The 21,722-nt window shown below is 48.3% G+C and carries 15 protein-coding genes; 8 read left to right on the forward strand and 7 right to left on the reverse strand.

The features are described from left to right. Positions 1 to 10: 10 nt before the first annotated feature. The 4 genes from Q4Q52_RS03155 to dsrO all read right to left on the reverse strand — a co-directional run bounded on the left by Q4Q52_RS03155 (position 11) and on the right by dsrO (position 6,648). The gene (locus Q4Q52_RS03155; protein ID WP_311989815.1) at positions 11 to 1,315 is read right to left on the reverse strand and encodes a PAS domain-containing methyl-accepting chemotaxis protein; all 1,305 of its coding nucleotides are present in this window, start codon (positions 1,313 to 1,315) and stop codon (positions 11 to 13) included. A gap of 335 nt (positions 1,316 to 1,650) precedes the next feature. Further along, on the reverse strand, positions 1,651 to 4,758 hold the full coding sequence (locus Q4Q52_RS03160; protein ID WP_311989816.1) for a tetrathionate reductase subunit A: 3,108 nt from the start codon (positions 4,756 to 4,758) through the stop codon (positions 1,651 to 1,653). Between the two features lie 35 nt (positions 4,759 to 4,793). Continuing rightward, positions 4,794 to 5,876 carry an NrfD/PsrC family molybdoenzyme membrane anchor subunit gene (nrfD, locus tag Q4Q52_RS03165; RefSeq protein ID WP_311989817.1) on the reverse strand — a complete coding sequence of 361 codons (1,083 nt, stop codon included), beginning with the start codon at positions 5,874 to 5,876 and terminating at the stop codon, positions 4,794 to 4,796. Beyond that, positions 5,866 to 6,648, reverse strand: coding sequence for a sulfate reduction electron transfer complex DsrMKJOP subunit DsrO (dsrO, locus tag Q4Q52_RS03170; protein ID WP_259582659.1), 783 nt, complete (start codon positions 6,646 to 6,648; stop codon positions 5,866 to 5,868). Before dsrO ends, nrfD begins: the two co-directional genes overlap by 11 nt. A gap of 344 nt (positions 6,649 to 6,992) precedes the next feature. On the opposite strand from dsrO, the gene Q4Q52_RS03175 reads away from it, so the two are divergent. From Q4Q52_RS03175 to Q4Q52_RS03205, 7 genes are all read left to right on the forward strand, one after another. Then, positions 6,993 to 9,005: a PhnD/SsuA/transferrin family substrate-binding protein gene (locus Q4Q52_RS03175; protein WP_311989818.1), complete on the forward strand. Its 2,013-nt coding sequence runs from the start codon at positions 6,993 to 6,995 to the stop codon at positions 9,003 to 9,005. After that, complete coding sequence (locus Q4Q52_RS03180) at positions 9,005 to 9,625, forward strand: response regulator (protein ID WP_311989819.1); 621 nt, start codon at positions 9,005 to 9,007, stop codon at positions 9,623 to 9,625. Before Q4Q52_RS03175 ends, Q4Q52_RS03180 begins: the two co-directional genes overlap by 1 nt. A gap of 360 nt (positions 9,626 to 9,985) precedes the next feature. Further along, complete coding sequence (locus Q4Q52_RS03185; RefSeq protein ID WP_311989820.1) at positions 9,986 to 13,660, forward strand: ATP-binding protein; 3,675 nt, start codon at positions 9,986 to 9,988, stop codon at positions 13,658 to 13,660. A 112-nt stretch (positions 13,661 to 13,772) separates the two neighbouring features. After that, entirely contained in the window at positions 13,773 to 14,426 is a 654-nt protein-coding gene (locus Q4Q52_RS03190) for a hypothetical protein (protein ID WP_006080105.1), read from the forward strand. Positions 14,427 to 14,474: 48 nt separating this feature from the next. Beyond that, entirely contained in the window at positions 14,475 to 15,695 is a 1,221-nt protein-coding gene (locus Q4Q52_RS03195) for a hypothetical protein (RefSeq protein ID WP_011845750.1), read from the forward strand. Next, positions 15,683 to 16,555, forward strand: a complete 873-nt coding sequence (locus Q4Q52_RS03200; protein WP_311989821.1) for a Wadjet anti-phage system protein JetD domain-containing protein — start codon at positions 15,683 to 15,685, stop codon at positions 16,553 to 16,555. The genes Q4Q52_RS03195 and Q4Q52_RS03200 overlap by 13 nt, the downstream gene beginning before the upstream one ends. 402 nt (positions 16,556 to 16,957) lie before the next feature. Then, positions 16,958 to 18,202 (forward strand): dicarboxylate/amino acid:cation symporter, encoded by a 1,245-nt coding sequence (locus tag Q4Q52_RS03205; RefSeq protein WP_311989822.1) that lies wholly within the window; start codon positions 16,958 to 16,960, stop codon positions 18,200 to 18,202. 93 nt (positions 18,203 to 18,295) lie between these two features. Here Q4Q52_RS03205 and Q4Q52_RS03210 read toward each other — a convergent pair whose 3' ends face one another. Both Q4Q52_RS03210 and Q4Q52_RS03215 read right to left on the reverse strand, forming a co-directional pair. After that, positions 18,296 to 18,766 carry a hypothetical protein gene (locus Q4Q52_RS03210; protein WP_126492775.1) on the reverse strand — a complete coding sequence of 157 codons (471 nt, stop codon included), beginning with the start codon at positions 18,764 to 18,766 and terminating at the stop codon, positions 18,296 to 18,298. Between the two features lie 430 nt (positions 18,767 to 19,196). Beyond that, positions 19,197 to 19,691: a TIGR00645 family protein gene (locus Q4Q52_RS03215; protein WP_259214816.1), complete on the reverse strand. Its 495-nt coding sequence runs from the start codon at positions 19,689 to 19,691 to the stop codon at positions 19,197 to 19,199. A 396-nt stretch (positions 19,692 to 20,087) separates the two neighbouring features. On the opposite strand from Q4Q52_RS03215, the gene Q4Q52_RS03220 reads away from it, so the two are divergent. After that, on the forward strand, positions 20,088 to 20,657 hold the full coding sequence (locus tag Q4Q52_RS03220) for a DUF7010 family protein (RefSeq protein WP_311989823.1): 570 nt from the start codon (positions 20,088 to 20,090) through the stop codon (positions 20,655 to 20,657). Positions 20,658 to 21,133: 476 nt separating this feature from the next. Here Q4Q52_RS03220 and Q4Q52_RS03225 read toward each other — a convergent pair whose 3' ends face one another. Beyond that, entirely contained in the window at positions 21,134 to 21,697 is a 564-nt protein-coding gene (locus Q4Q52_RS03225; protein ID WP_259214817.1) for a hypothetical protein, read from the reverse strand. Between the last annotated feature and the right edge of the window lie 25 nt (positions 21,698 to 21,722).

Here is a 21,722-nt window from a genome sequence, read left to right on the forward strand (position 1 = left end):
TGCGAGGGGATTAATGGCCGTTGATTGAAAGTTGAGAGACGATTTGTGAGACGTTTTCTGCCCCGTTGCGTATTTCTCCCATCACCAAAGTGACCTCGGCTAGCTGTTGTTTCCCTTCCTGTGCGATACCTTCAACTTCGTTCATCATGTCTGTTGCACTTGTGGTGAGCTGGGTATTTTTAGTGACTACGGCGGCAATTTCACTGGTTGATTTACTGGTTCTGGAAGCGAGCTGCCTCACTTCATCGGCGACAACCGCAAAACCTCGGCCTTGTTCACCCGCACGCGCGGCCTCAATCGCGGCATTTAATGCCAGCAAATTGGTTTGATCGGCAATCGAGCTAATGGTCGCGACTATGGCTTGAATACTTTGGGATTGCTCATTCAATTGAGTAATCGCCTGAGTCGTTTTATGGGTTTGCTCAGCAATGGCATTGGAGGTATTGACGGTCGCATTAAGCAACTTAACGCCTTGTTCCGCTTGCTCAACGGTGCGTTGCGATGTTGTGAGCGCAATATTTGCGGCTTCACGCACAGCGTGGCTTTGCTCGATCCGCTTGCTGATATCACTGGCGAACTTAACAACTTTAACGACCTTTCCATGTTCATCCATAATGGGATTGTAAGCCGCCTCCAGCCAAATTGAGTCGCCATAAGCATTTTTGCGCTCAAATAGCCCTTTGCTATAGCGACCTTGCTTAAGCTCGTCCCAAAAGTGTGGATTTTGTCGATAAAACTCATCGAAACAGAAAATTCTATGATGTTTGCCCAAGAGCTGTTCTTTGCTGTATCCCATTGTTTTTAAAAAGTTGGCATTTGCCTTCAGGATAGTGCCATCTGGGGTAAATTCAATAATGGCTTGGGAGCGATTTAGGGCATCAAAGATGGCGGCTTGATCGTCAAGCTGTTGCTTATCTTGGGTAATTTCAGAAGCTGTTTTCATTATCTTCACGACTTTTCCCGCCTGTTTTACTGGGAAGTAAGTCGCCCTCAGCCAGATTTCTTGGCCATTTTTATTCACTCGCGCGAAATTCCCCTCCTGCGGATGACCGGCTTTTAAATTACTCCAAAATTGTTGGTAGGCAGGAGAATTAGCATAGGCCGCTGAGCAAAACAGCTTATGGTGTTGGCCAACAACTTCATTAAGTGAATAACCGACTACTTTTAAAAACAAGGCATTCGCATCGAGAATCTTCCCATCAGGCGTAAATTCTACTGTGGCAATACTTTGATTAATGGCGTCTATGACCGACTCCGCTTCTTGGCGCTTGTTTTCGCTCACTTCTAGGCTTTTACGTAATGAAGAATTGAACACTGAGATACTCCTGATGAGCTTAACTGACTCAAAAACCGCTGGTCTTTATTGAAAGCTCGATATAACGAGCTGGATATACAGATAAATATAGCTGTGATTTTAATGTGTGGTTTATTTCTATGAAACACGTGATCGGGATCTATATACCTAAATTGAGCAAAAGAAGATCACTTTTTTTGGTTTTAGCTTGACTAGGCTTTGGTTTTAGCCCGACCAGACTTAGCGGCTGAGCGGATAACGAATTTTAGCATGCGATTCGGGTTAGTTAGGTTGAATGAATGCCATAGAAAAAGCTGCCAAAGGGCAGCTTCTTAAGCGTTATCTATGCTCGGCGGTTAGCTAAGTTTTTCAATCTTAGCGGGTAGGCCTTGTCTTGCCGAGGCGCCACTTGCCCAGTCTACCAGCGGATAGCGGCCGTGACGACTGGGATCGAACAGATTTAAGTCGTTCATGTTGATCCCGACTCGGATCAGCGGATTGGCGACGATTTTAATCTCGTCAATCACAGTGTCACGCGCGCCGAGTTCTTTATGGCCATAACCGTGTTCGATAGCGATGCAGTCTGGGTGCACTCCGGCAACGCATTCCACTAAAGCGATCACGCTGCCGTTAGGCGTGCTGATTTTTACCGTGTCGCCCGTGCTGATGCCAAGGCGAGTGGCGGTTTTCTCGTTCAGTCGCACCGGATTATTAGGGTGTACTTGGCGTAAACGATCCGAGCCAATACTCATAGAACTCATGGTATGGGACTTGTAACTGCTGATCAGCAAAGGCCACTGTGACTTATCAAACGCCTTATCGAGCGGCGTACCATCGGCCAAGGCGGGTTGATATAAGCGCGGACAACCACTCATAAATTCCCCCGTTAAGCTATTGCGACGACTGCCGACGTCGGGATTCCACAGCATCATAGGTTTAGGCCAGACTTTACTCGGATTCCCCGCGTCATCGCGTGCACCGCGCATTTCTTCAAAACGGCCTCCACGAGCAAATAAGTAACTGACTTTTTTGACTTCATCAGGCGTGAGTCTGGTATTGAGTTCACTTTGAATGCGGCTTACACCGCTAAGATACATGTCTTCAGCATTGATATCGGCGACGGCTTTACCTAAATAGGCCACGTTGGCAGCGCCGTAAAGTGAGTAATCCGCTGCGCGCGTTAACGGATGTAAGCTGCCATCGGCGGCCTTAACGGCATTTTCGCCAAAGCCGGGTAGTTGCAACTTCATCGCCACTTGGCTCAAGAAAGACTCCATGCACACCACATCACCACTGGCCATTTTCGCGACTCTTGGCTCGACAATCGGCCAACGACCTGTGGCAACTTTGGTTAGTGTGCCTTGCCATGCTGAGGTCCAACCCCAAGACTCGTACGTTAACGTGTCGGGCACAATGTAGTCCGACAGCGCCGAAGTTTCGTTGATGAAGCTGTCGATGCTGATAAACAGTGGCAGCACCTTAGGATCTTTCAGTTGTTCACCAATGGCTTCCCCTAAACCCGCTTGACCATAAATCGGATTGCCCATGTGGTTAATCCATGCTTTGAGTCGATAGGGATAACCGTGCACCGCCGCGGTTAAATGTTCGCCCAATAAGGGCGATGAAATCGGAAACCAAGGCTCCTTGGCGGGATAAGGCGATTCGCCCGCTTCGACTTTACGGCGATACTCTGAGGTTTTTTCGTAGGGGAATTTAGATCGCGATAGGAATACGCCCTTAGGCTCGACCATGCCGTCAAACTCCTGCAGATTATACCTTGGGCCTTTACCAAAGGCGGGGAATGAACCGCCGGAGGCTAATGCGCCGCCCTTCAAATTGATGTTGCCTATCATAGCGTTGAGCATCATGATCGCCCACGCGCTATAGAAACCATTGGCGCTCATCGTGCCGCCGTGGGAGATCACCGCGGCCTTAGTGCCATGGCTGGTAAACTTATCTGCGAGAGCAATAATCTGCGCTTCGCTGATATCGCACTCCTTGGCATAGTGTGCCATCTCGAAGCTGTGCGCCGCTTCACTTAACAGTTGGAAGCTAGATTTAACCGCAATCGTGCCTTTAGGTGTGTCGACACTTTGATTAACGTCGAGCTTGGCTTTCTGACTTTGGCTCGCCAAAACTATCTTGTCACTCGCGGCATCGACAACCAACTGCGAGTCTTGCTCGCCGTAGGCTTTGCCGTCGAAAGGTAAGCCAAGATCGCTGGCAAAGAGATATTGGCCATATCTTGGATGGGTAGGTTCGCTGACGATCAAGAATCCTGCGTTACTGAAGCCACGGTAACCTGATGCTTTTGCGGCATCGACATTGGGCGCACTCAAAAAATCGGCGGCGTAGCGCTGGTTATCAATAATCCAGCGCAACATGCCCATGGCGAGAGCTGAGTCGGTGGCGGGGCGGATCGGCAGCCAAGTGTTGTTGCCCGCGCAAGGTTGGTTCGAAGTATTGGGCAGCATGGGCGACACCACCACATAACTGAAATTGCTGTTATTCACCCGCGCGTTAGCCAGTTGTCTCGCTTGGCGTTTAAAGGGATTGCCCGATTGCTGCGGCGACGTGCCGATAAAGAGTAAAAATTCACTATGGTCCCAATCGGGTTTTAAGTGGGCGTATTTTTTCAAATCATCCAATAAGGCTCCGGCGCCGGCGCGGTAGGTAAACCCGCAATAAGCACCGTGGTTGGCGAAGTTGCGGGTGCCAAAGCTGTTGAAGGTAAAACGTTTGATAATGGCATCGCGGCCTTCATCGGAGGCGTTTGAGACCAGTAACTGGTTGGCCTTAGGGCCGTATTCTGGATTATTGGCATCGAGCGGCGTGGCGATATCTCGAATTACTCTTAAGCCTTCAACTTGGCCTTCGCCAAATAAATCGCCGCCTTCGACGACTTCATTCAGCAACTGCTCAAAGCTAATGCTCTGCCATTGGCCACTGCCGCGCTTACCCACGCGCTTAAGACATTGGGTAACGCGGTGTGGGCTATCCAATTGTTCTAGCATGGCATTACCGCGAGCGCAGGCGGTGGAACGCCCCTGTAGACCTTGTTCTTGAAAGGCGCTTAGTCCGACAAATGCGGTTTTGATTGGCGTATCGAAATCGATATGTTCCCGCGATGACAACGGATGATAAGGATTACCGCTGATGCGGATGATCTTATCGGTTTTTTGATCGATACGAGCGCGCACGCCGCATTTGGTCCAGCAACCTAAGCACATAGTATTGGCGACGCGCTGATCGTCATTGCTGATCAGCTGACCTGACTGTAAATCGACTTTGTATTCAGGCGCTAAGGAATTGCCATGCAGCGGATCTTGGGTCGGTTTTCCTGAGGTGCCATTGACGACACCTTTGCCCATTTGCGCTAACGTATGGCTATAACCCGCAGCAAATAATCCCACACCACCCGTGACAGCGGCCCCTTTGATAAAACGACGTTTACTCTTATCCATGATGGACTCCTTCATTCTGTAAACTAATTGGGTGCTCAGCGAGCAAGCTTTGCTGTAGGCGTGTGGCGAATAAGTTCGGAGACCAGCGCCATTAATGCCAGCCAAAGACCGAAGGTGCCGGCTATGCCTAATAGCCCTTCGGGTCCCCAAGGCAGTTGATAGAGGTAAGTCCCTGCGCCGTATTTAGGATCGGTTTGCGCTTGGATTAACACTATCCAGCGAAATCCCCACGCGAGATGAATGGCCGTGAGGCTGACGATTAGCATTGCAACATTGGGTAAGTGACGAATGGCGAGCATCAGTGCCAGCACGGCGAGTGTGACCAGTACCCAAATTGCAGCAAGTTGCCAGCTTGGGCTGGTTTCAAGCAATAACGCGGCTTCAGGGGCCGAGCCCTTATCGAATAATGCCCAGCCGATAAGGCACAGGGCGAACAGACCAAAGCTGGCCCTTACCCAGAGTAATAGCTTGTCTTGGGTACTTTGTTGGTAGCCTTTTAATAATCGATTCAATACCGCCAAAGTGCCGCAGGCAGCAAGCAGGGCGCTCATCGCCATCAAAGGTGGCAGCCAATAGGTATGCCACAGTGGCCGCGCCTTAATGGCCATGGTTTCCATGCCAGTGTAGAGGGCAATACTGCAGGCACTTAGGGCTGTGATAATCGCGATCGGCTTGATGAATTTGTCACTGTTCCAATCACCGAATCTCAATAATTGGCCTATTTTATTCAGCCAATCTGAGTCTTGATGCGCGGTGTGCTTAGGCAGATATTGACGCAGTAATAGCCAAGCAAATAGCGCGCTGGTGCCCGAGAATACCGGCAGTAAAAAGGCGCCATACCACATCCAAGATTCAGGGCGAACTTGCGCATAAAAATGCCAAGCCCGCAGCGGTTGGTGTAAATCGGCGAGCAAGGCAATAGGCGCGACTATGCCTGCGGTCAGCATTAAACAGGCGCAGAGTTTCAGCAGTCTGTCATCGGGTTTCGCGTGACTAAACAAGTGTATTGTCGCGACCCACACACTGGCATAGGCCAGACCCATCATAAAAAAGTATTGCACCGCCCAAGGTAGCCAAGTAATGGCGATATCTGGGGTAAAGATTTCTTTAATGACCATGGTGGATCTCCTCGCCAGTATCGGTAAGTAAGGTTCTAACGGGGGCTTGGCCGCTAATCTTGTGCTCAAAAGCGCTGCTCATGCCGATGTAGAACACCCGTGGCGCAGTGTTGGCTGTCGGTTTGAGTACCTTGATATCGGTTTTATTGGTGGCGAGCAGTTGGCTTATTTGGCTGTGGGGATCGTTAAGATCGCCAATCACACGGGCTTCTCCCACACAGGTTTCGACGCAGGCGGGCAGTAATCCCGCATCCAACCTATGGGCGCAGAAGGTACATTTGTCGGCGGTATTAGTGTCGTGGTTGATAAAGCGGGCATCGTAGGGACAGGCTTGCACGCAGTAGCCACAGCCAACGCACCATTCATTATTGACGACCACTATGCCGTCTTTGCGCTGGAAGGTCGCGCCCGTAGGACAAACGGGAATACAGGGCGGGTTTTCGCAGTGATTACAAAGCCTTGGCAACATCAAAAAGGCGGGCGGGGTGGTATCTTCCTGCTGCGAGACTTCATACTGCTGCACTGTGGTGCGAAATTGCCCTAGGGGCGGTTGATTCTCGATAGTGCAAGCGACGGTACAGGCTTGGCAGCCCACGCAGCGGCGCAAGTCAATTACCATGCCGTAACGTTTACCCACTTGGCCTTCGCTGGCACTGTGCACTTGAGGGCTGCGCTTATCATCCTGTGCATACACTTGCACCACAGGGATGAGTGCGGCGCCAACACTGACGCTGGCCATTTTGCCGAGAAACTGACGTTTACTCTTGTCCATACAGATTTCCTTCACTCTTGCAGATGGCGAATAAACTGGCTCATAGACCTAGCGTTAAGGTTTATGGCGAGGTTTACAGGCATTCTGTAAAAGGCGAGGCGGCATAACTATAGTGGTTTTCCACATATCAGGCGTGGGTTTGATCTAGCGCAACAAATATCCGTTAGAATAGCCTTCAAAATGATAGGGTTTTATTTTTTACGGCTTTTAAACTTCAGTTTGGCCTGCTTTCAATTTGAATTGGACCTACTTTTAACTGGATTTTAGCTTGAGTTGAGCTTGAGTTGAGCTTGAGTTGAATTTGAGTGATTGGGGATAAAGGATTGCACTTCACGTTATTTAGGATGATGAAAACAGTGTTTAGCTCAGCTATGTCGCTCAAGCGGCCGTTATCGATTCAGGGGCAAATTGCAACTAAGGTGACAACACGAATGATTTTCAGGATGGCACTAGCCGTGGCGTTAGGGTGCTTGCTCGCTTCGGCAAACGTGTTTGCCGCCGAGCCGCAGAATCAAAGCGCGCCTTCGGATGTAATGGACGCAGAGGCTATAGCTCAAGTCGCTACCGAAGAGCCCGGTTATCAAGTGGTCGATGTGGGCGTGTTAGCCATCCGCGGTTATAAGGCGACGATTAACCGCTGGCAGCCGTTAATGGGTTGGCTCGAAACCCAAATTCCCAACAGTTACTTCAGGTTACATCCTCTCTCCCTCGATGAGTTAGCCAAGGGCGTTGAAACCCAAGGGCTCGATTTTGTGATCACCAACCCAGGGCAATCCGTGTTGCTGGCGCGGCAATATTCCCTTACTTGGTTGGCGACCCTGCGCAGCCCGTTAAATAATGGCGCGGCGATGCAAGTGGGTTCGGCGCTGGTGGTACGCGCCGATTCTCCCTATCAAACTTTAACTGATCTCAAAGGACGTCGGCTCGGGATAGTGTCGAAAAATGCCTTCGGCGGTTACTTGACCTTAGTGTACGAAGCGCAGCTAAAGGGCATAGATTTGCCTCGCTTTGTGGGTGAGATTATTCCGCTGGGGTTCCCGCTAGATAATTTGTTGTATCAGTTAGATGATCAAAAAAGTGGTAATGATGCGGCGAAAGATAATCGGCTGGATTCGGCTGTGGTGCCTGTGTGTCAGCTTGAACAGATGCAGGCAGAAGGGCTGATTAATATCGGCCATTATCGGGTGCTCGATAACCAAACTCCGGTGGGATTTCATTGCCAAGTCTCGACTCGTCTCTATCCCAACTGGTCCATGGCGAAGACCAATCGCGCCTCGCAATCTCTAGCTAAAAGCGTGACCCAAGCGCTGCTGGCACTGCCCGAAGATCACCTCGCCGCTAAGTCTTCCGATTCAGCGGGTTGGACCACGGCCGTGAGTCAGTTGGCGATCGATCAGTTACTTAAAGATCTCGACATGCATCCCTTGCAAACACCTTGGTGGCAAAGGGCGTGGCAGTGGGTCAAGTTACATCAACAATGGGCTTGGTTTGCGTTAGGGATTTTGGTTTTACTCAATGCGTACCATTTCTGGTTGGAGTATCGTTTTAGTCGTCGCGGCCGCGAGTTGATAAACACTCAGCGCCAGCTCAATGAAAACCGTGCGTTACTGGAACATGCCCAGCGTATCGCGATTGCTGGCGAGCTTGGCGCTAGCCTCTCCCATGAACTCAATCAACCTTTGGCGGCGATTGGCCATTATTGCCATGGCGCCGAAGTGCGATTACAACGGGGGACTAGCCCTGAGGAATTGCAATCGGTATTGACGTTGATCCAGCAGGAAGTTACACGGGCCGACAGCATTATCAGCCGTTTACGCAACCTGTTGAAGAAGCGGCCTGTGTCGAAACAACCTTTGTACTTGCATGAGCTGGTCAATGAGACTGTGCCGCTGCTCGCCTATGAGTTTGAACAACATCAAATCAATCTTGCCGTGAATGTGAGCGGCGAGCCCTATTTACAGTCCCTCGATGAAGTCGGCATGCAGCAGTTGTTGCTCAACCTGCTAAAAAACGCCGCCGATGCCTGTGTTCAGCGGCTAGAGCTTGAATCCAGTGGCACAGAACAGATCATCACGCAAAAGCCCTATGCGCCGACGATCGATATCGATCTTCGCTACCAAGAACGCACACTCTTGCTGACAGTCACGGATAATGGCACGGGTTTAACCGAAGCCGCCAGCCTGCTGATGCAAGCCTTTTATTCCACTAAATCAGAGGGGTTAGGTTTAGGCTTAGTGATTTGCCGCGATATTGCCGAGAGCCATGGCGGGACGTTTAGCCTAGAAAGCGCTATGGGTGGCGGTTGCCAAGCGCAGGTGGCTATACCGCGTAAACCTGAATCTAATGGAGCACTTTAATGAGTATTGAGTTACCTGTGTATTTAATCGATGACGATGACTCAGTGCGTCGTTCTTTGCGTTTTATGCTCGAAAGTTATGGCCTCAAGATCACTGACTTTGATAGCGCCGAAGCCTTTTTTACCGCAGTTGACTTAACCCTGCCGGGTTGTGCGCTGGTTGATGTGCGTATGCCGGGCTTGAGCGGCCCGCAGTTGCATCTTGAATTAGTCGCCAAAAATAGTCCGTTAGCTGTGATTTATCTCACCGGCCATGGCGATGTGCCTATGGCGGTAGAAGCGCTCAAACTCGGTGCGGTGGATTTTTTCCAAAAGCCCGCCGATGGCGCTAAGTTAGCCGAAGCGGTACTAAAAGCACTGGAGCATACTAAGGCCCATCATCAAGACAATCAGTATCTTGAGACTTATCAAGCGCTCACGCCAAGGGAGCGGGAGATACTCAACCTGATTGCCCAAGGGTTGAAGAACCAAGAGATCGCCGATAGCCTCTGTATTGCCATGCGTACGGTCGAGATCCACCGCGCCAATTTGATGAAAGGTATGCAAGTGGGATCGCTGGCGGAAATGATGCTGATCTATAGCCGGATCGCCGAACGCCTGCGTCTTGAAGAGAACCGCTAAAATTTACCTTTTACTGCGCTAATTGCCGCTTTGTTAGCCGCCTATTTTGGCTAAGTTGTCGTATCATTGGCGGTTAGTATTGGCTTTGCTAGTAGCTTAGTTCTGGGCTTAAAGAAGAGCTTAGTTCTGGGCCCAATTCTGGGCGTAAAGATTGTGAGCCATGGCATTAGTGCTGCGCCGCTTAATTGCCAATACACCGCGATTGCCTTATTTTAGAGGCACTATTTTTAGGTCATGATTTTAAAATCACTTTTTACAGTGCTTTTTTAAGGTCTGTGGCCCTCTTGGATTGTTTTCTCTTTGTCCTGTAGAAGGCTTCTGCAGCTTAGATAAGACGCTCCCGTTTGCATAAGGAATGAAATGGCAAGCTTGATTCGTATTGTGCTGATTGATACGCACCTTCCGGGCGTTGTGGAACTCGCCCTCAATGGCCATACCAACATTTGTGGTACTAACGCCTCAGGTAAGACGACATTACAACGTCTAGTCCCTGTTTTTTATGGCGAATACCCAAGCCGCGTGGTGCCTTCGACCCGCGACAGTTTCGAGCGTTGGTATTTGCCACACGATTCAAGCTACATCATTTACGAATATCAAAAAGCCGATGGGTTACTGTACCAAGCCGTGTTGGCCTCGGCGGGCGATGGCAAGGGCGTTAATTATCGCTTTATCGCCAAAGGTTTTGAGCTAAGCGATTATATTAAATCGCAAAATGGCGACACTATTCTGTGCCACACCATGGCGGAATTAGGCCGTGATTTAAAACGTGCCGGCATCGCCACCACTAACTTGCTCAACACCCGCGAATATCGCGCCATTATTCAAAACGATCGCACCCTATTAAGCACGGGCAGCAACCGCAGCGAACTGCGCGGCTATGCGCGCCAATTTGCCCTGTGTGAGGGCGAGCATTCCCTGCGCCACATCGAAAAACTCGCCAAAGCGGTGCACTCCAAAGAAGGCAAGATGGAGACGGTCAAATCCATGATCGCCGCCATTTTAGAGGAAGACGGAGTTAATCCGCCCAGCTCACGCTTAAATCCACAGCGCGTTGAGGCGTGGATCCGTGAAAGCCAACTTATCCAAGGGTTTGAAGTCATTCGCCCTGAGTTTGAAAAACTCGAGCAAGAATTTAACCAATTGCTCAGCGCCGAACTGCGCTTATCAAGCTTGTCCCGTGGTTATCGCAACGATGAAACCTTAGAAGCCGATCGCCAAGATATTCAGCAAACCTTATCTAAAGAGCTGAATTTAAAACTCAGATTGCTCGACGATGAATGGAAAGAGCAGCGCGATGAGCTCAACCTCGACTTATCCGCAGCCAAAGGCGATGTGGCAAAGTGCGAGTACGAACTCGATGCCATTGAAGATCAGCACAGCGCCTTTTTAGATGCCAACATAGAGCAAGCTAAGGCCGATCTTGAGATGCTGCCAAACTGGCGCACCGATGTTGAAAACTTAAGTGAACGCCATAAGCTGCAAACCGAGAAGCACCAAGATATCGAGGCGGCCTACAATGCCCGTCGCAGTAAGATTGGCGAGCAGTTAAACCGCGAGTTAGAGGGGCTGCATAGCGATCAAGATAAGCAGCGCGAAGCCCGCGATAAGCAACGTGAAGTCGCGCGCACCGATATCGATGCTTTAGAGCTGCAATGGCGCAACCAAATGGATGCGGGCAAGGCCAGCTTTAGCGAGCAGGAATACCAATTCAAACTCACTGCCGCCGAGCTTAAATTACGTGTCGATGGCGTGACTTACACCGAAGAAGAAAAGCTGAGCCTAGCGATTTTCGACGAACGTATTCACCGTGCCGACGAAGAACAAGAAAACTGCAATGCCAAGGTCGAACGCTTAAGCAGCGATGAACGCAAGCTCAGAGCCAAACGCGACCAAGCCAACGAAGCCTTGCGTATCGCCACCTTAAGGGTGAACGAGCGTCAAACTGCGCTGGATGAACTGCACCACATGCTGTTCCCGCAATCCCACACCCTATTGGAGTTTCTGCGTAAGGAAGCCCAGGGTTGGGAGCAAAGTTTAGGTAAAGTGATCGCGCCTGAACTACTGCATCGCACTGATTTACATCCCAGTTTAGTTAGCGAGTCGAGCGAAGCTTTCTTTGGTGTGCATTTAGATCTTAAGGCGATCGATGTGCCTGAATATGCCGCCTCCGAGCAAGAGCTGCGGATTCGGTTAAGCAAAGCCGAAGAAGCTCACACTAGCGCCCAAGAAATGCAGGCCGAGGCCGAATCTCAGTTAGTGGCGATTAATGGCGAGCTGGATAATCTCAGCCGTGAACTTACTTTTGCCCGCACAGCGTATAAAAATAGCCGTGACGATCTGCGTCGCCTATTCGATGAAAAGCGCAGTGAGCAAGATAAAATCAACAAAGCATTGAGCGATCGCAAAGCCCATGCGGGACAAAGACTGACCCAGCTGGATGGCGAGCTGAAACAGCTTAAACATCAGCACGAACTCTGGCTCGAAGAGCAAAAAGAGCAAGCGCTCGAAGCGCGCATGGAAAAACAAGCCTATTGGCAGGAAGTGATCGGCGCGCTCGACAATCAACTCGGCCAAATTAAAGCGACCATTGAAGGCCGCCGCGAAAGCGCCAAAATCGAGCTGAAAGCCTGCGAGACCTGGTACAAAAACGAGCTTAAATCCCGCGGTGTGGATGAGGAGAATATCCTCAAACTCAAGCAACAAATTCGCGAGTTAGAAACCAAAATTAGCCGCGCCGAGCAGCGTCGTAGCGACGTACTGCGCTTTGACGATTGGTATCAGCACACTTGGCTGATGCGCAAACCTAAACTGCAAACTCAGCTTGCAGATGTGAAGCGCGCGGTATCGGAAATCGATCAACAGCTTAAGGCGAAAACTCAGGATGTGAAGACTCGCCGTCAACAACTCGAAACCGAACGTAAAGCGTCCGATGCGGCGCAGGTTGAAGCCTCCGAAAACTTAACGAAGTTACGTGCCGTAATGCGTAAACTCGCCGAGCTTAAGTTGCCGACCAATAATGAAGAAGCCCAAGGTAGCCTAGGCGAGCGTCTGCGCCAAGGTGAAGATTTGCTGCTGAAACGCGATTATTTGATGGGTTCGGTGAAGCAATATGTAGAGCATTTCGACTCAGTGATCGCCAGCAAGTCAGGTTCGGGCCTTGCCGAAACCTGGGAGCGTGCCCGCGAAGAATCGAGCTTTATCAACGACAAAGGCATTCGTCTGCTGGATTACCGTAAGTTAGTGCCACAGCTTGAGCAATTGCTGAACGTGATAGTGCCGCAATCGATTACTGCGCTGCGCGAGCAAGGACGGATTTTCGGCGTCGACTTAACCGCCTTCTACGATGTATTAGCCGATATCGACCGCCGTATCGCGTCTCAAAGTGCTCGTATTACCCGCGAAGTGGGTGAAGAGTTATTCCTTGAGGGCGTGTCTGAATCGGCGGTACGTATTCGTTCGCGCATCAGCGAGTTAGAGTTCTGGCCTGAGCTTGAACAGTTCGTCAAAGCCTTTAAACATTGGAAAGCCGATGGCTTTAATGGCTTGCCTGATGAGGATTACACCAACAGCATGCGCCGCGCCTTAGACATTATCGGTCGCGCCGCATTAACCGGGGGCATCTCTAAGTTGCTGGAAATCGAGCTGCGCCTTAAAGAAGGTAACAGCGATCTGATTATCCGCACCGACAGACAGCTTAACGAATCCTCAAGCCACGGTATGGCGTATCTGATTTTGTGTAAGTTCCTGCTGGCATTCACGCGTTTGTTGCGTGGCCGTGCCGATGTGACCATTCACTGGCCAATTGATGAGCTGGGCACTTTGCACCATACCAACGTGAAGAAGATTTTCGATGCCTGCGAAAACAACAATATTTGTGTGCTGGGCGCCTTCCCGAACCCAGAGTCTGAGGTGCTGAACTTGTTCGCCAATCGTTACATTATCAACAAACAAACCAAGAAGTTGCAGGTGGTGAAGCCTAAGGTGAACCCAATTGCAGACATGTTGAATAAGCGTTTGTCGAAGGAGGCCATCTAATCATGCTTGAATTAAAACAAACCAAGATGTTGCAGCTGGTAAAACCTAAGGCTAACGTGAAAAGCGCAATTGCCGACATGTTGAATAAGCGTTTGTCGAAGGAGGCCATCTAATGAGTGATGCAACCCAAACCGTATTAGTTGGCACTGGCGCTTTGATTGAGTTGTTACTCAAGGGCGAGTTTATTTGCCGCACCACCAATGAAGAAGGCTGGCGCGCCCTTAAAAATAGCAGCACCCGCGAGCGGGTCGAAGCCTATTTAAACCAGATCAACCGTACCGTGGCGTCCGCCGCCGAAGGCGATGTGTTCTTCTGCGGTTATTTGCAGCTTGGCGATAGCGAACGCAAAGTAATTTCATCGCAGTTTAAAGATATCTGTCAGGCACTTATCCCGCTGGTGGAATGGCTGGTATTAGTGCAAGAGGCCAGTGGTCAAGATGCGCCGCTGAGCGAAGGTGCGCCCGTGCGTTTAACTGAGCTGCAAAGCCGCATCGAAGACACGCCGGCGTTTCGTGAGCAGTTAGCCAAACTCAGCCAATATCGTTTATTTGGCTCGACCAGTACCAACAGCGATGCGCAAATCAAGTTAGTCTTCAAACGCTTAGTCGAACTCGGCTATTTAGTGCGCCCCAATGCGGAGAAGCAAATCTATATCGCCACGGGCAAGCTGGATTATTTGTATGAAGTCATTCGGTTTATCGACGAAACTGAAGGCCTAAGCCTAGAAGCGCAGGCGGAAACGGCGACCCAGCGGGACTTAATCTAATGTTGGCACGATTAAACCTAGGTAAAAGCTGCGACCAAGGAGGCCGTGATGAGCAGTAACTTACATCAGGCGGGGGTTAAGCTGCTCAAGCAGTTGGGTCGCCATGCTGACATCATTATGGACGCCTATTTAGCGGGTTCCTTAAACGAGGATGCCCATGATCCAAGCGTGGTTGAAAAGCTTAAACAGGCCGGCATTTTGTGGCGGCCAGAGCCAGATCAAGAGCTGCGCCTTAAGCGTTCTGTGCGTGCCTTGCTCGAAGAAGGCTTAAGTGACGAGCGTAATCGCCAAATCGACTCTAACGTCGGCTCGGCTCTCGCGACCATTAAAACCTTGGCCGACCACTACAAAGAAGCCCGTCACAGCTCAGATTACAGCGCTGCCGAAGCCTATTTGTCGGATTTAAGCGAGCATGTTTATAGCTTTGCCGACAGTCTGCGTTATTCGATCCGTGTGCTCTGGGGTCGGATCAACAACGAGTTCGGTTATGTCGGTACGATCAACGCTAAGATCCGTGAAAATGAATTAGCCCAAAGCCAAGTCTCTGAATTGCTTAATGGCTTAGAGATGTTCCAGTTTAGTGAGCTTGGCGAAATCGCCGGCGATATCCGAGAGCTGCGAAAACTCTTAGTGACGACTTTGCAAGAAACCATGAGCGACTGCGCCCAGGAATTGAGCGTAGTGCAGGGGCGTTTGCTCGAACTCTTAGGTCGCTTTAGGCAAATCCGTGGCCGTACCCGTTTGCTCAAGGGCTGGTTACTCTACACAGACTTGCATCCGGATTATCGTCCTGCGGACCATGTGTCCCACAAGGAAATTCCGAGTCTATTCAATCGCGCTGAAATCTTGCTCGCACCTGCTGCGGTAGATGTTCACAACGCCAGCCAAGAACTGGAGTTGATGGGCATAGTCGCGCACATTAAAGCTATTAGTCGTCATCCCGTGATTGAAGCGGTGCGTGAGCGAGATGCGTCCGTGTCACTCACCCAAAGTGAAGATTTTGATGTGCCGGATAATCCGCTTAAACAGGCGGTGGATGAGTATTTTGTCGATGTTATTGAGTCTGGCCTGCGCCAATCTGCGCTGGAATATCTGGTGGATAAGGCATTGCCTTGGGAAGCTGAGAGCTGGATTTATCAAGTGATTGGCGGCTACGAAGGCCTACCCGATGAACACAAAGCTTACTTTGAGCTTGAGCCATTAGGTGAGCCGCATCCCATTTATAGCGGTAACTTTATCATTCGCGATGTTGAGTTATGGTTAGCCTAGGCCAGCGACAACTGCAGCTGTTGGAGAAGGCTTTTATTAAGCGTTCTCCCAAGGTTAAGCTCACGGCTAACTGGCGCGCGATTTACCGCGAGTTAGAAGTGGGCGAGTTAGATGAGTCTGAAAAACATTTGTGCTTCGCACCCAAAGACTTTGATCTGTTAAGGCAAGGCGTGTTGGCGCTAATGGGACTTGATCTCCGGGATCTGGATTTCAACGTCGATCGCATGGCGATGTCCGCCAAAAGTCATAATGAGAAGCTCGCTAAGATCCGCCCAGAAGCCGAGTATGTGTTACTCAAGTTTCTGGGCTTTCAATCGCCACCTGTTGCAATCTCCGCTTTATCCTCGCTGCGTATTCCTTTGGATGAAGCACAAAAGCACTGTCGTGAGCTTGATGTCGCAGCCATCTTAGTGGTTGAAAACTTGGATGTGTTTGATGTTATCCATCAAGCGCGTTTACCTGAGGAACTAACGAACCTCATGGTTATTTACCGTGGCAGCGGTCATCATTCACCGATTGGTGTGCGGCATTTTTTGCAAGCTATGGCAGGCGAGCTGCCGATTATCGCCTTTACCGACTTAGATCCCGCAGGGCTGCAAATCGCACACACTCTTACAGGCGTGACCCATTGCCTTGTGCCGCAACTTGCGCTGACGGCTGCTGCCGAGTTGTTGGCCATTGGGCAAATTAATTCAACCTATGATTTCGACAAGCAAGCAAAACAGACCAAATATCTTCAGCATGCCGATTTAAAGCGTTGGCAAAAATTAGCTTTTTGGTTAACTCAACACAGTATTAGCATCAAACAGCAACACCTGCTAGCTCACGGGCTTGAACTAGTGTTAGTACCATATATTTAGCCATCACGCATTCCATCTCTCTGCGTTAGTGCAATTATCTAGTTTTAAATTCTTTTATAAGTTGAATTTTAGTCATTAAGACTGAGGTTGATTTTATAATTGTTTTTAATATGTTTCCATTGTGATTTATTGGTTTTCATTCTGTTTAAAAATACGGTTTTAAATAAGTCTTTAGTCTGCTCATTGATTGAGCACAATTATTTTTTATCATTAAAAATCAATTGAATGCTAACTTTCCGTGATACGGTTAGCTTAATTTAAGATGAAAAAGTGAAATTTATTCATTGAATTAACGGCTAGCATGTTTCACTATCCCCTGCCTAAGCCAAAAATGGATTGGCAATTGTGCTCATCATGGAAGATGAATAACAAAAAAACTACATTTCTGGGGAAACCACAAGCATGATGAAATCACTTTCGACGCGGATCTTTATAGGTCTGTTTGCGGGTCTTATTTTCGGCACAATAGTGCAGTACTTCTTAAACGATATCGGCTTCTTCTCGGACAATTTGGTCGAGCTTGCCGGCGGCGTTGGCACTATGTTCGTCAATATGATCATGATGCTAGTCGTGCCATTAGTGTTTGTGAGTATTGTTTGTGGTGTCTGTGAGCTGCAAGATCTCAAAAGTTTTGGCCGTTTAGGCGGTAAGACCTTTGGTTTTTACATCATCAATACCTTTGTCGCGATCGCGACGGCATTATTAGTCGTGCTGTTACTCGACCCTGGTAAAGGCGTCGATATGAGCAGCACAGACGGCGTGGCGATTACTGCTACTGAGCTGCCAAGTTTGATGGCACTGGTGATCGACATAGTCCCGCGTAACCCTGTAGCGGCGTTTATGTCGGGCAATATGCTGCAAGTGATCTTTATGGCTTTAATGCTTGGCGGCGTGATTAAGTCACTCGGTGAGCATGTCGCTGGCGCAGTGCAAGGTTTTCAAACCGCGAATAAAATCATGATGAAGCTGATTTCTGTGGTGATGAGCCTAGCGCCCTACGGTGTGTTTGCCTTGATGTTCAAGCTCGGCGCGACCTTAGATGCTGGCGTGTTTATGAGCGTAGTTGAGTACATGGTGCTGATCCTCGCGCTGCTACTACTGTGGATTTTTGTGGTTTACCCTATGGCGGTGGGTATATTTACCCCAATTTCGGCAAAAACCTTCCGCGAGAAGACCCAAGAGCAAGTACTGTTTTCACTGTCGACCGCAAGCTCGAATGCGACGATTCCTGTGACTATGCGTACCTTAACTGAAAAGTTAGGCGTGAATCGCGCGGTAGCAGGCTTTGGTGTGCCGCTCGGCGCTACAATGAACATGGGCGGCGTGGCGATTTACATCACTATCGCGATTTTCTTTGTCGCTAACGCCTTTGGCACGCCTATCACCTCTGATCAATTGCCTTCGCTGCTATTTAGTATATTCCTGCTCTCTGTCGGTGCCGGCGGTGTGCCTGGCGGCGGCATGGTGATGATAGGCGTGTTAATCCATCAAATGGGTTTACCGATAGAAGCCTTCGCCATAGTCGCGGCGTTAGACCGCATTATCGATATGGTGCTGACTTCTTGTAACGTGGTAGGTGATGCTGCGGTATTGACCATAGTGGACCAAACCGAGAAAGTGCATCAGGTTGAACTAGCGAAGAGCTAATCTGGACGTTAAGTCATATGCTATAAATGCAAAAGCCACTGTCATCAGTGGCTTTTTTGTTCATATTGTTCTATTAAATGCTGGCTGAGGAGCCTACTGGACACAATCTTGTTTGAGCTTAGCCACAGCATCGGCAAAGCCTACGGCGACTAAGTCTGAACTAGTGTATTTACTAGAGCGAAAAGATACCGCTTCAAGGTGTAATTTTTGAGATTGGAGCTCACCTAAACTTCCCCATAGATCTGGGTTGGCTGCGCTCCCGCTGCTGAAATTCATCAGTGAGCCAGTACCATGTAATTTCAGCTTGATTTGTTCGCCACTGGTAATGATGAGTACGCTAGGATCACCATAAAATGCAAAGGATTCCGACATAGTGACATTGATACTAGGTTGCAGATCGCCAACGGAACAGGCCAAGGTTAATTTGAGATTTTTATCGATAAAATCGATGCTATGACTCTTCAGTGGTATTCCTTCTGCGTTTAGAGTTGAGGCCAAATCTTCCTTGGCATGGGCGTAGCCAATATGGCTGACGAGCATGAGAGCCAGTAACTGTGTTTTCACTTTACTACCTTGCGATTACAGGGATGGTTATTTACGGATAGATGCATTAGTGACAAGTTTGTCAAAAAGGTGGCGATTATAGATTTTTTGACGCCTTTGGGTAAGTATTTTTAATGGATTTAAACCGTATGACTGATATCTAAACATTTAATGCAACAAGTTGAAAAATAGATATTACAAATCGCTGCATTAAGATTTAAATGAGTGCAGATTAATGAGTCAACAAGGTGAAATTAAGTTGATGTTTGTGGAATAACTAGTGTTAGTGGATTGCTTTAATTTTTTGGGTTTTGTCATTAAAAATGCCACTCAAAAGAGTGGCATTGTAATTTAGTAGAAGCGAATAAACTTTATATTTGCCTAGGTTTTACTTTTAAACCTTCCACAGCGTTAACACCGTGATCGCTCCACTTACTAAGGCTCGAACTTGCTACTTACCAGCGCGGGTCATTTTGTCTAAATACCCCATGGCAAAGGCTGACAACACAAAGGTGATGTGGATTAATAGGTACCACATGATTTTATCGTTATCGATATTCTTCACATCCATAAAGATTTTCAGCAGGTGTATAGATGAAATCGCCACAATAGAAGCGGCGACTTTGTTTTTTAATGAGCCTGAATCTAACTTACCGAGCCAACTGAGCTTCTCACTGTCTTCGCCCACATCTAATTGTGAAACGAAGTTTTCATAGCCAGAAAACATCACCATCACGATTAGGCCACCCACTAGGGTGATATCAATCAGCGATAGGGTGACCAGCACCAGATCCACTTCGGTTATCTCAAAAATAATCGGTAGAATATGGAAGATCTCTTGGAAGAATTTAATGCCTAAACCGATTAGGACTAGGCTTAATCCCAAGTAAATCGGCGCCATAATCCAGCGAGATGCATACATTAATCTTTCAAATATTTGTTCCATATTCCATTTAACCCTTAATCTAAAAATGCGGTAAAAAATCGAGTTGCCAATGACTAAAACAGTAACATAGCGCATTTTAGGCGCGCGATAGCCCTAGGGTAAAGCGTGAGTTATATGCTGTTATTGTGTTTTCGTCACCATTGTAGTCATCTAAACCCGATTTTGGGTATTAGTTGCGCCACAGGGTTTAACTTACTTTTGCCTTTGATATGTTTGATTGTCGCTTTTTTCAAGCTGATACCAAAGTAAATTCAGTAACAGAGGATCACGTTTTTACACTTTCTAGGACTTTGCTTACAGAGGTGACTTTTGTCATCCCTGATTGCTGACAACTCACACTGCCGTGTTGGATATTTAGCGTAGATACTTGAGCCATCTAAACAAGGAGGCTTAATCATGCAACACGCATCATTGGATCAACAGTTAATCGAATACCGTCAACAACGTGCTTTGGCTATGCCCCTATCCGGCATGATAGTGTGGATCTTGCTGTTTGCATTAAGTTTTATGTTACCTCCTTCACAGTTGGTGATGGCTGTATTTATCGGAACGGGCTCAATCGTTTATTTGGCTATGGGGATTTCCCGGCTAACCGGTGAGAACATGTCGTTCAAGAAACAGCATGAGCGTAATTGGTTTGATAACGTGTTTTTAGCCGCCGTAGGCATGAGTTTCCTGACCTTTGCTATCAGCATTCCATTCTTTATGGAAAATTATCTGGCATTGCCTTTCGCCCTTGCGGTGCAGACAGGTTTAATGTGGTTGGTTTTCGGCGTGTTAGCAGCGCAAAAGGTGGCCATAGTGCATGCCATAGTACGCACTTTGGCCTGTGTTACCGCCTTCATGCTCTGGCCTGAATTGAGCTTTCAAATCCAGCCTTTGATTGTGGTGGTATGCTATGGGTTCTCTATCCCAGTGATGCAGCGCCGTTGGAAGATTCAGCAAAATCTTTGTGTTGCAAGTTAGTTTTGCGGCCTTACGGCCGAGATGAATCAAAGTCGTGGGTTTCATCCCATACCTGATTATGTAGATGATTAGTTATAACGGCCTTACGACCGAGGTGAATTAAAGTCGTGGGGCTTCACCCCACACCCGACCAAGGAGGACTGCTCGTCCTATCCTCCTTCCTATTTATAAACAATCAGCCATGATGCCCCCAACGGAGTTGAAAGCTCCTTGGGCATTTAGGCGTCCTTATGCTATCGCGTCAGACGCTCGTCCCTGATTCGACTGACGCTATCTCGGCATCTGATAGGTAGGATGCCTGAATGTCGTGAAGTGCATGGATGCACGAGAACGACCATGCCTCGCTCACGCAATTTATTCCAACGCCCCGCGGCAACTTCGCAGGGAAGGGTGAACTTCTGTAGCCAGTGTGTGGGTTGTAAACCTGGAAAGAGTTGTGCCTGCCACATTTTTCCATCTTTTTGATTAGATCACGCTTACTTTACAATTAACTTTTCACCTTTCTTTGCATCTCTAACATGTTCAACCAAACCTTGGTAGAAAAAAGGAATGTTATCAGCTTTATCTCCGTTCATTCTGCCTTCCACTTTATCGTGAGCAAGAATAGCAATTGAATACTCAGGCTCTCCAACAATCAATACTGGAACAGATTCATCATTTAATTTTAAAATAGTAAAACGACCACCATATTCTTTATAAGCAACATTTAAAATATACGAAGCATATATATCAACAAGATTAACTTTTTGCTCTTCACTTAAGTCCTCAACAAAGAATGAAGCATCATCAAGAACAAACTCTATATCCTTCAAACTCTCCCGAGATAGGTCTAACTTACCTTTAACAAAATTTAGATTTTGCTCAATAGCCACTTTTGTATTCTCTTCTACAATTTTCACAATACCTAAATGGAATTCATCACTATTTGCATTAGCTGTTAAATTAAAACTTAACAACAGAACTAAAGAAAAAACTACTTTAATATAAATCATAAACTTAACTCTTCTAAAATACATAACTTTGCTATAAACGGCAGCCACACAGTAGCTGTCCGACGGAGGCACA

Source organism: Shewanella sp. SP1S2-4 (genome assembly GCF_031932075.1).
Taxonomy (GTDB): domain Bacteria; phylum Pseudomonadota; class Gammaproteobacteria; order Enterobacterales; family Shewanellaceae; genus Shewanella; species Shewanella baltica.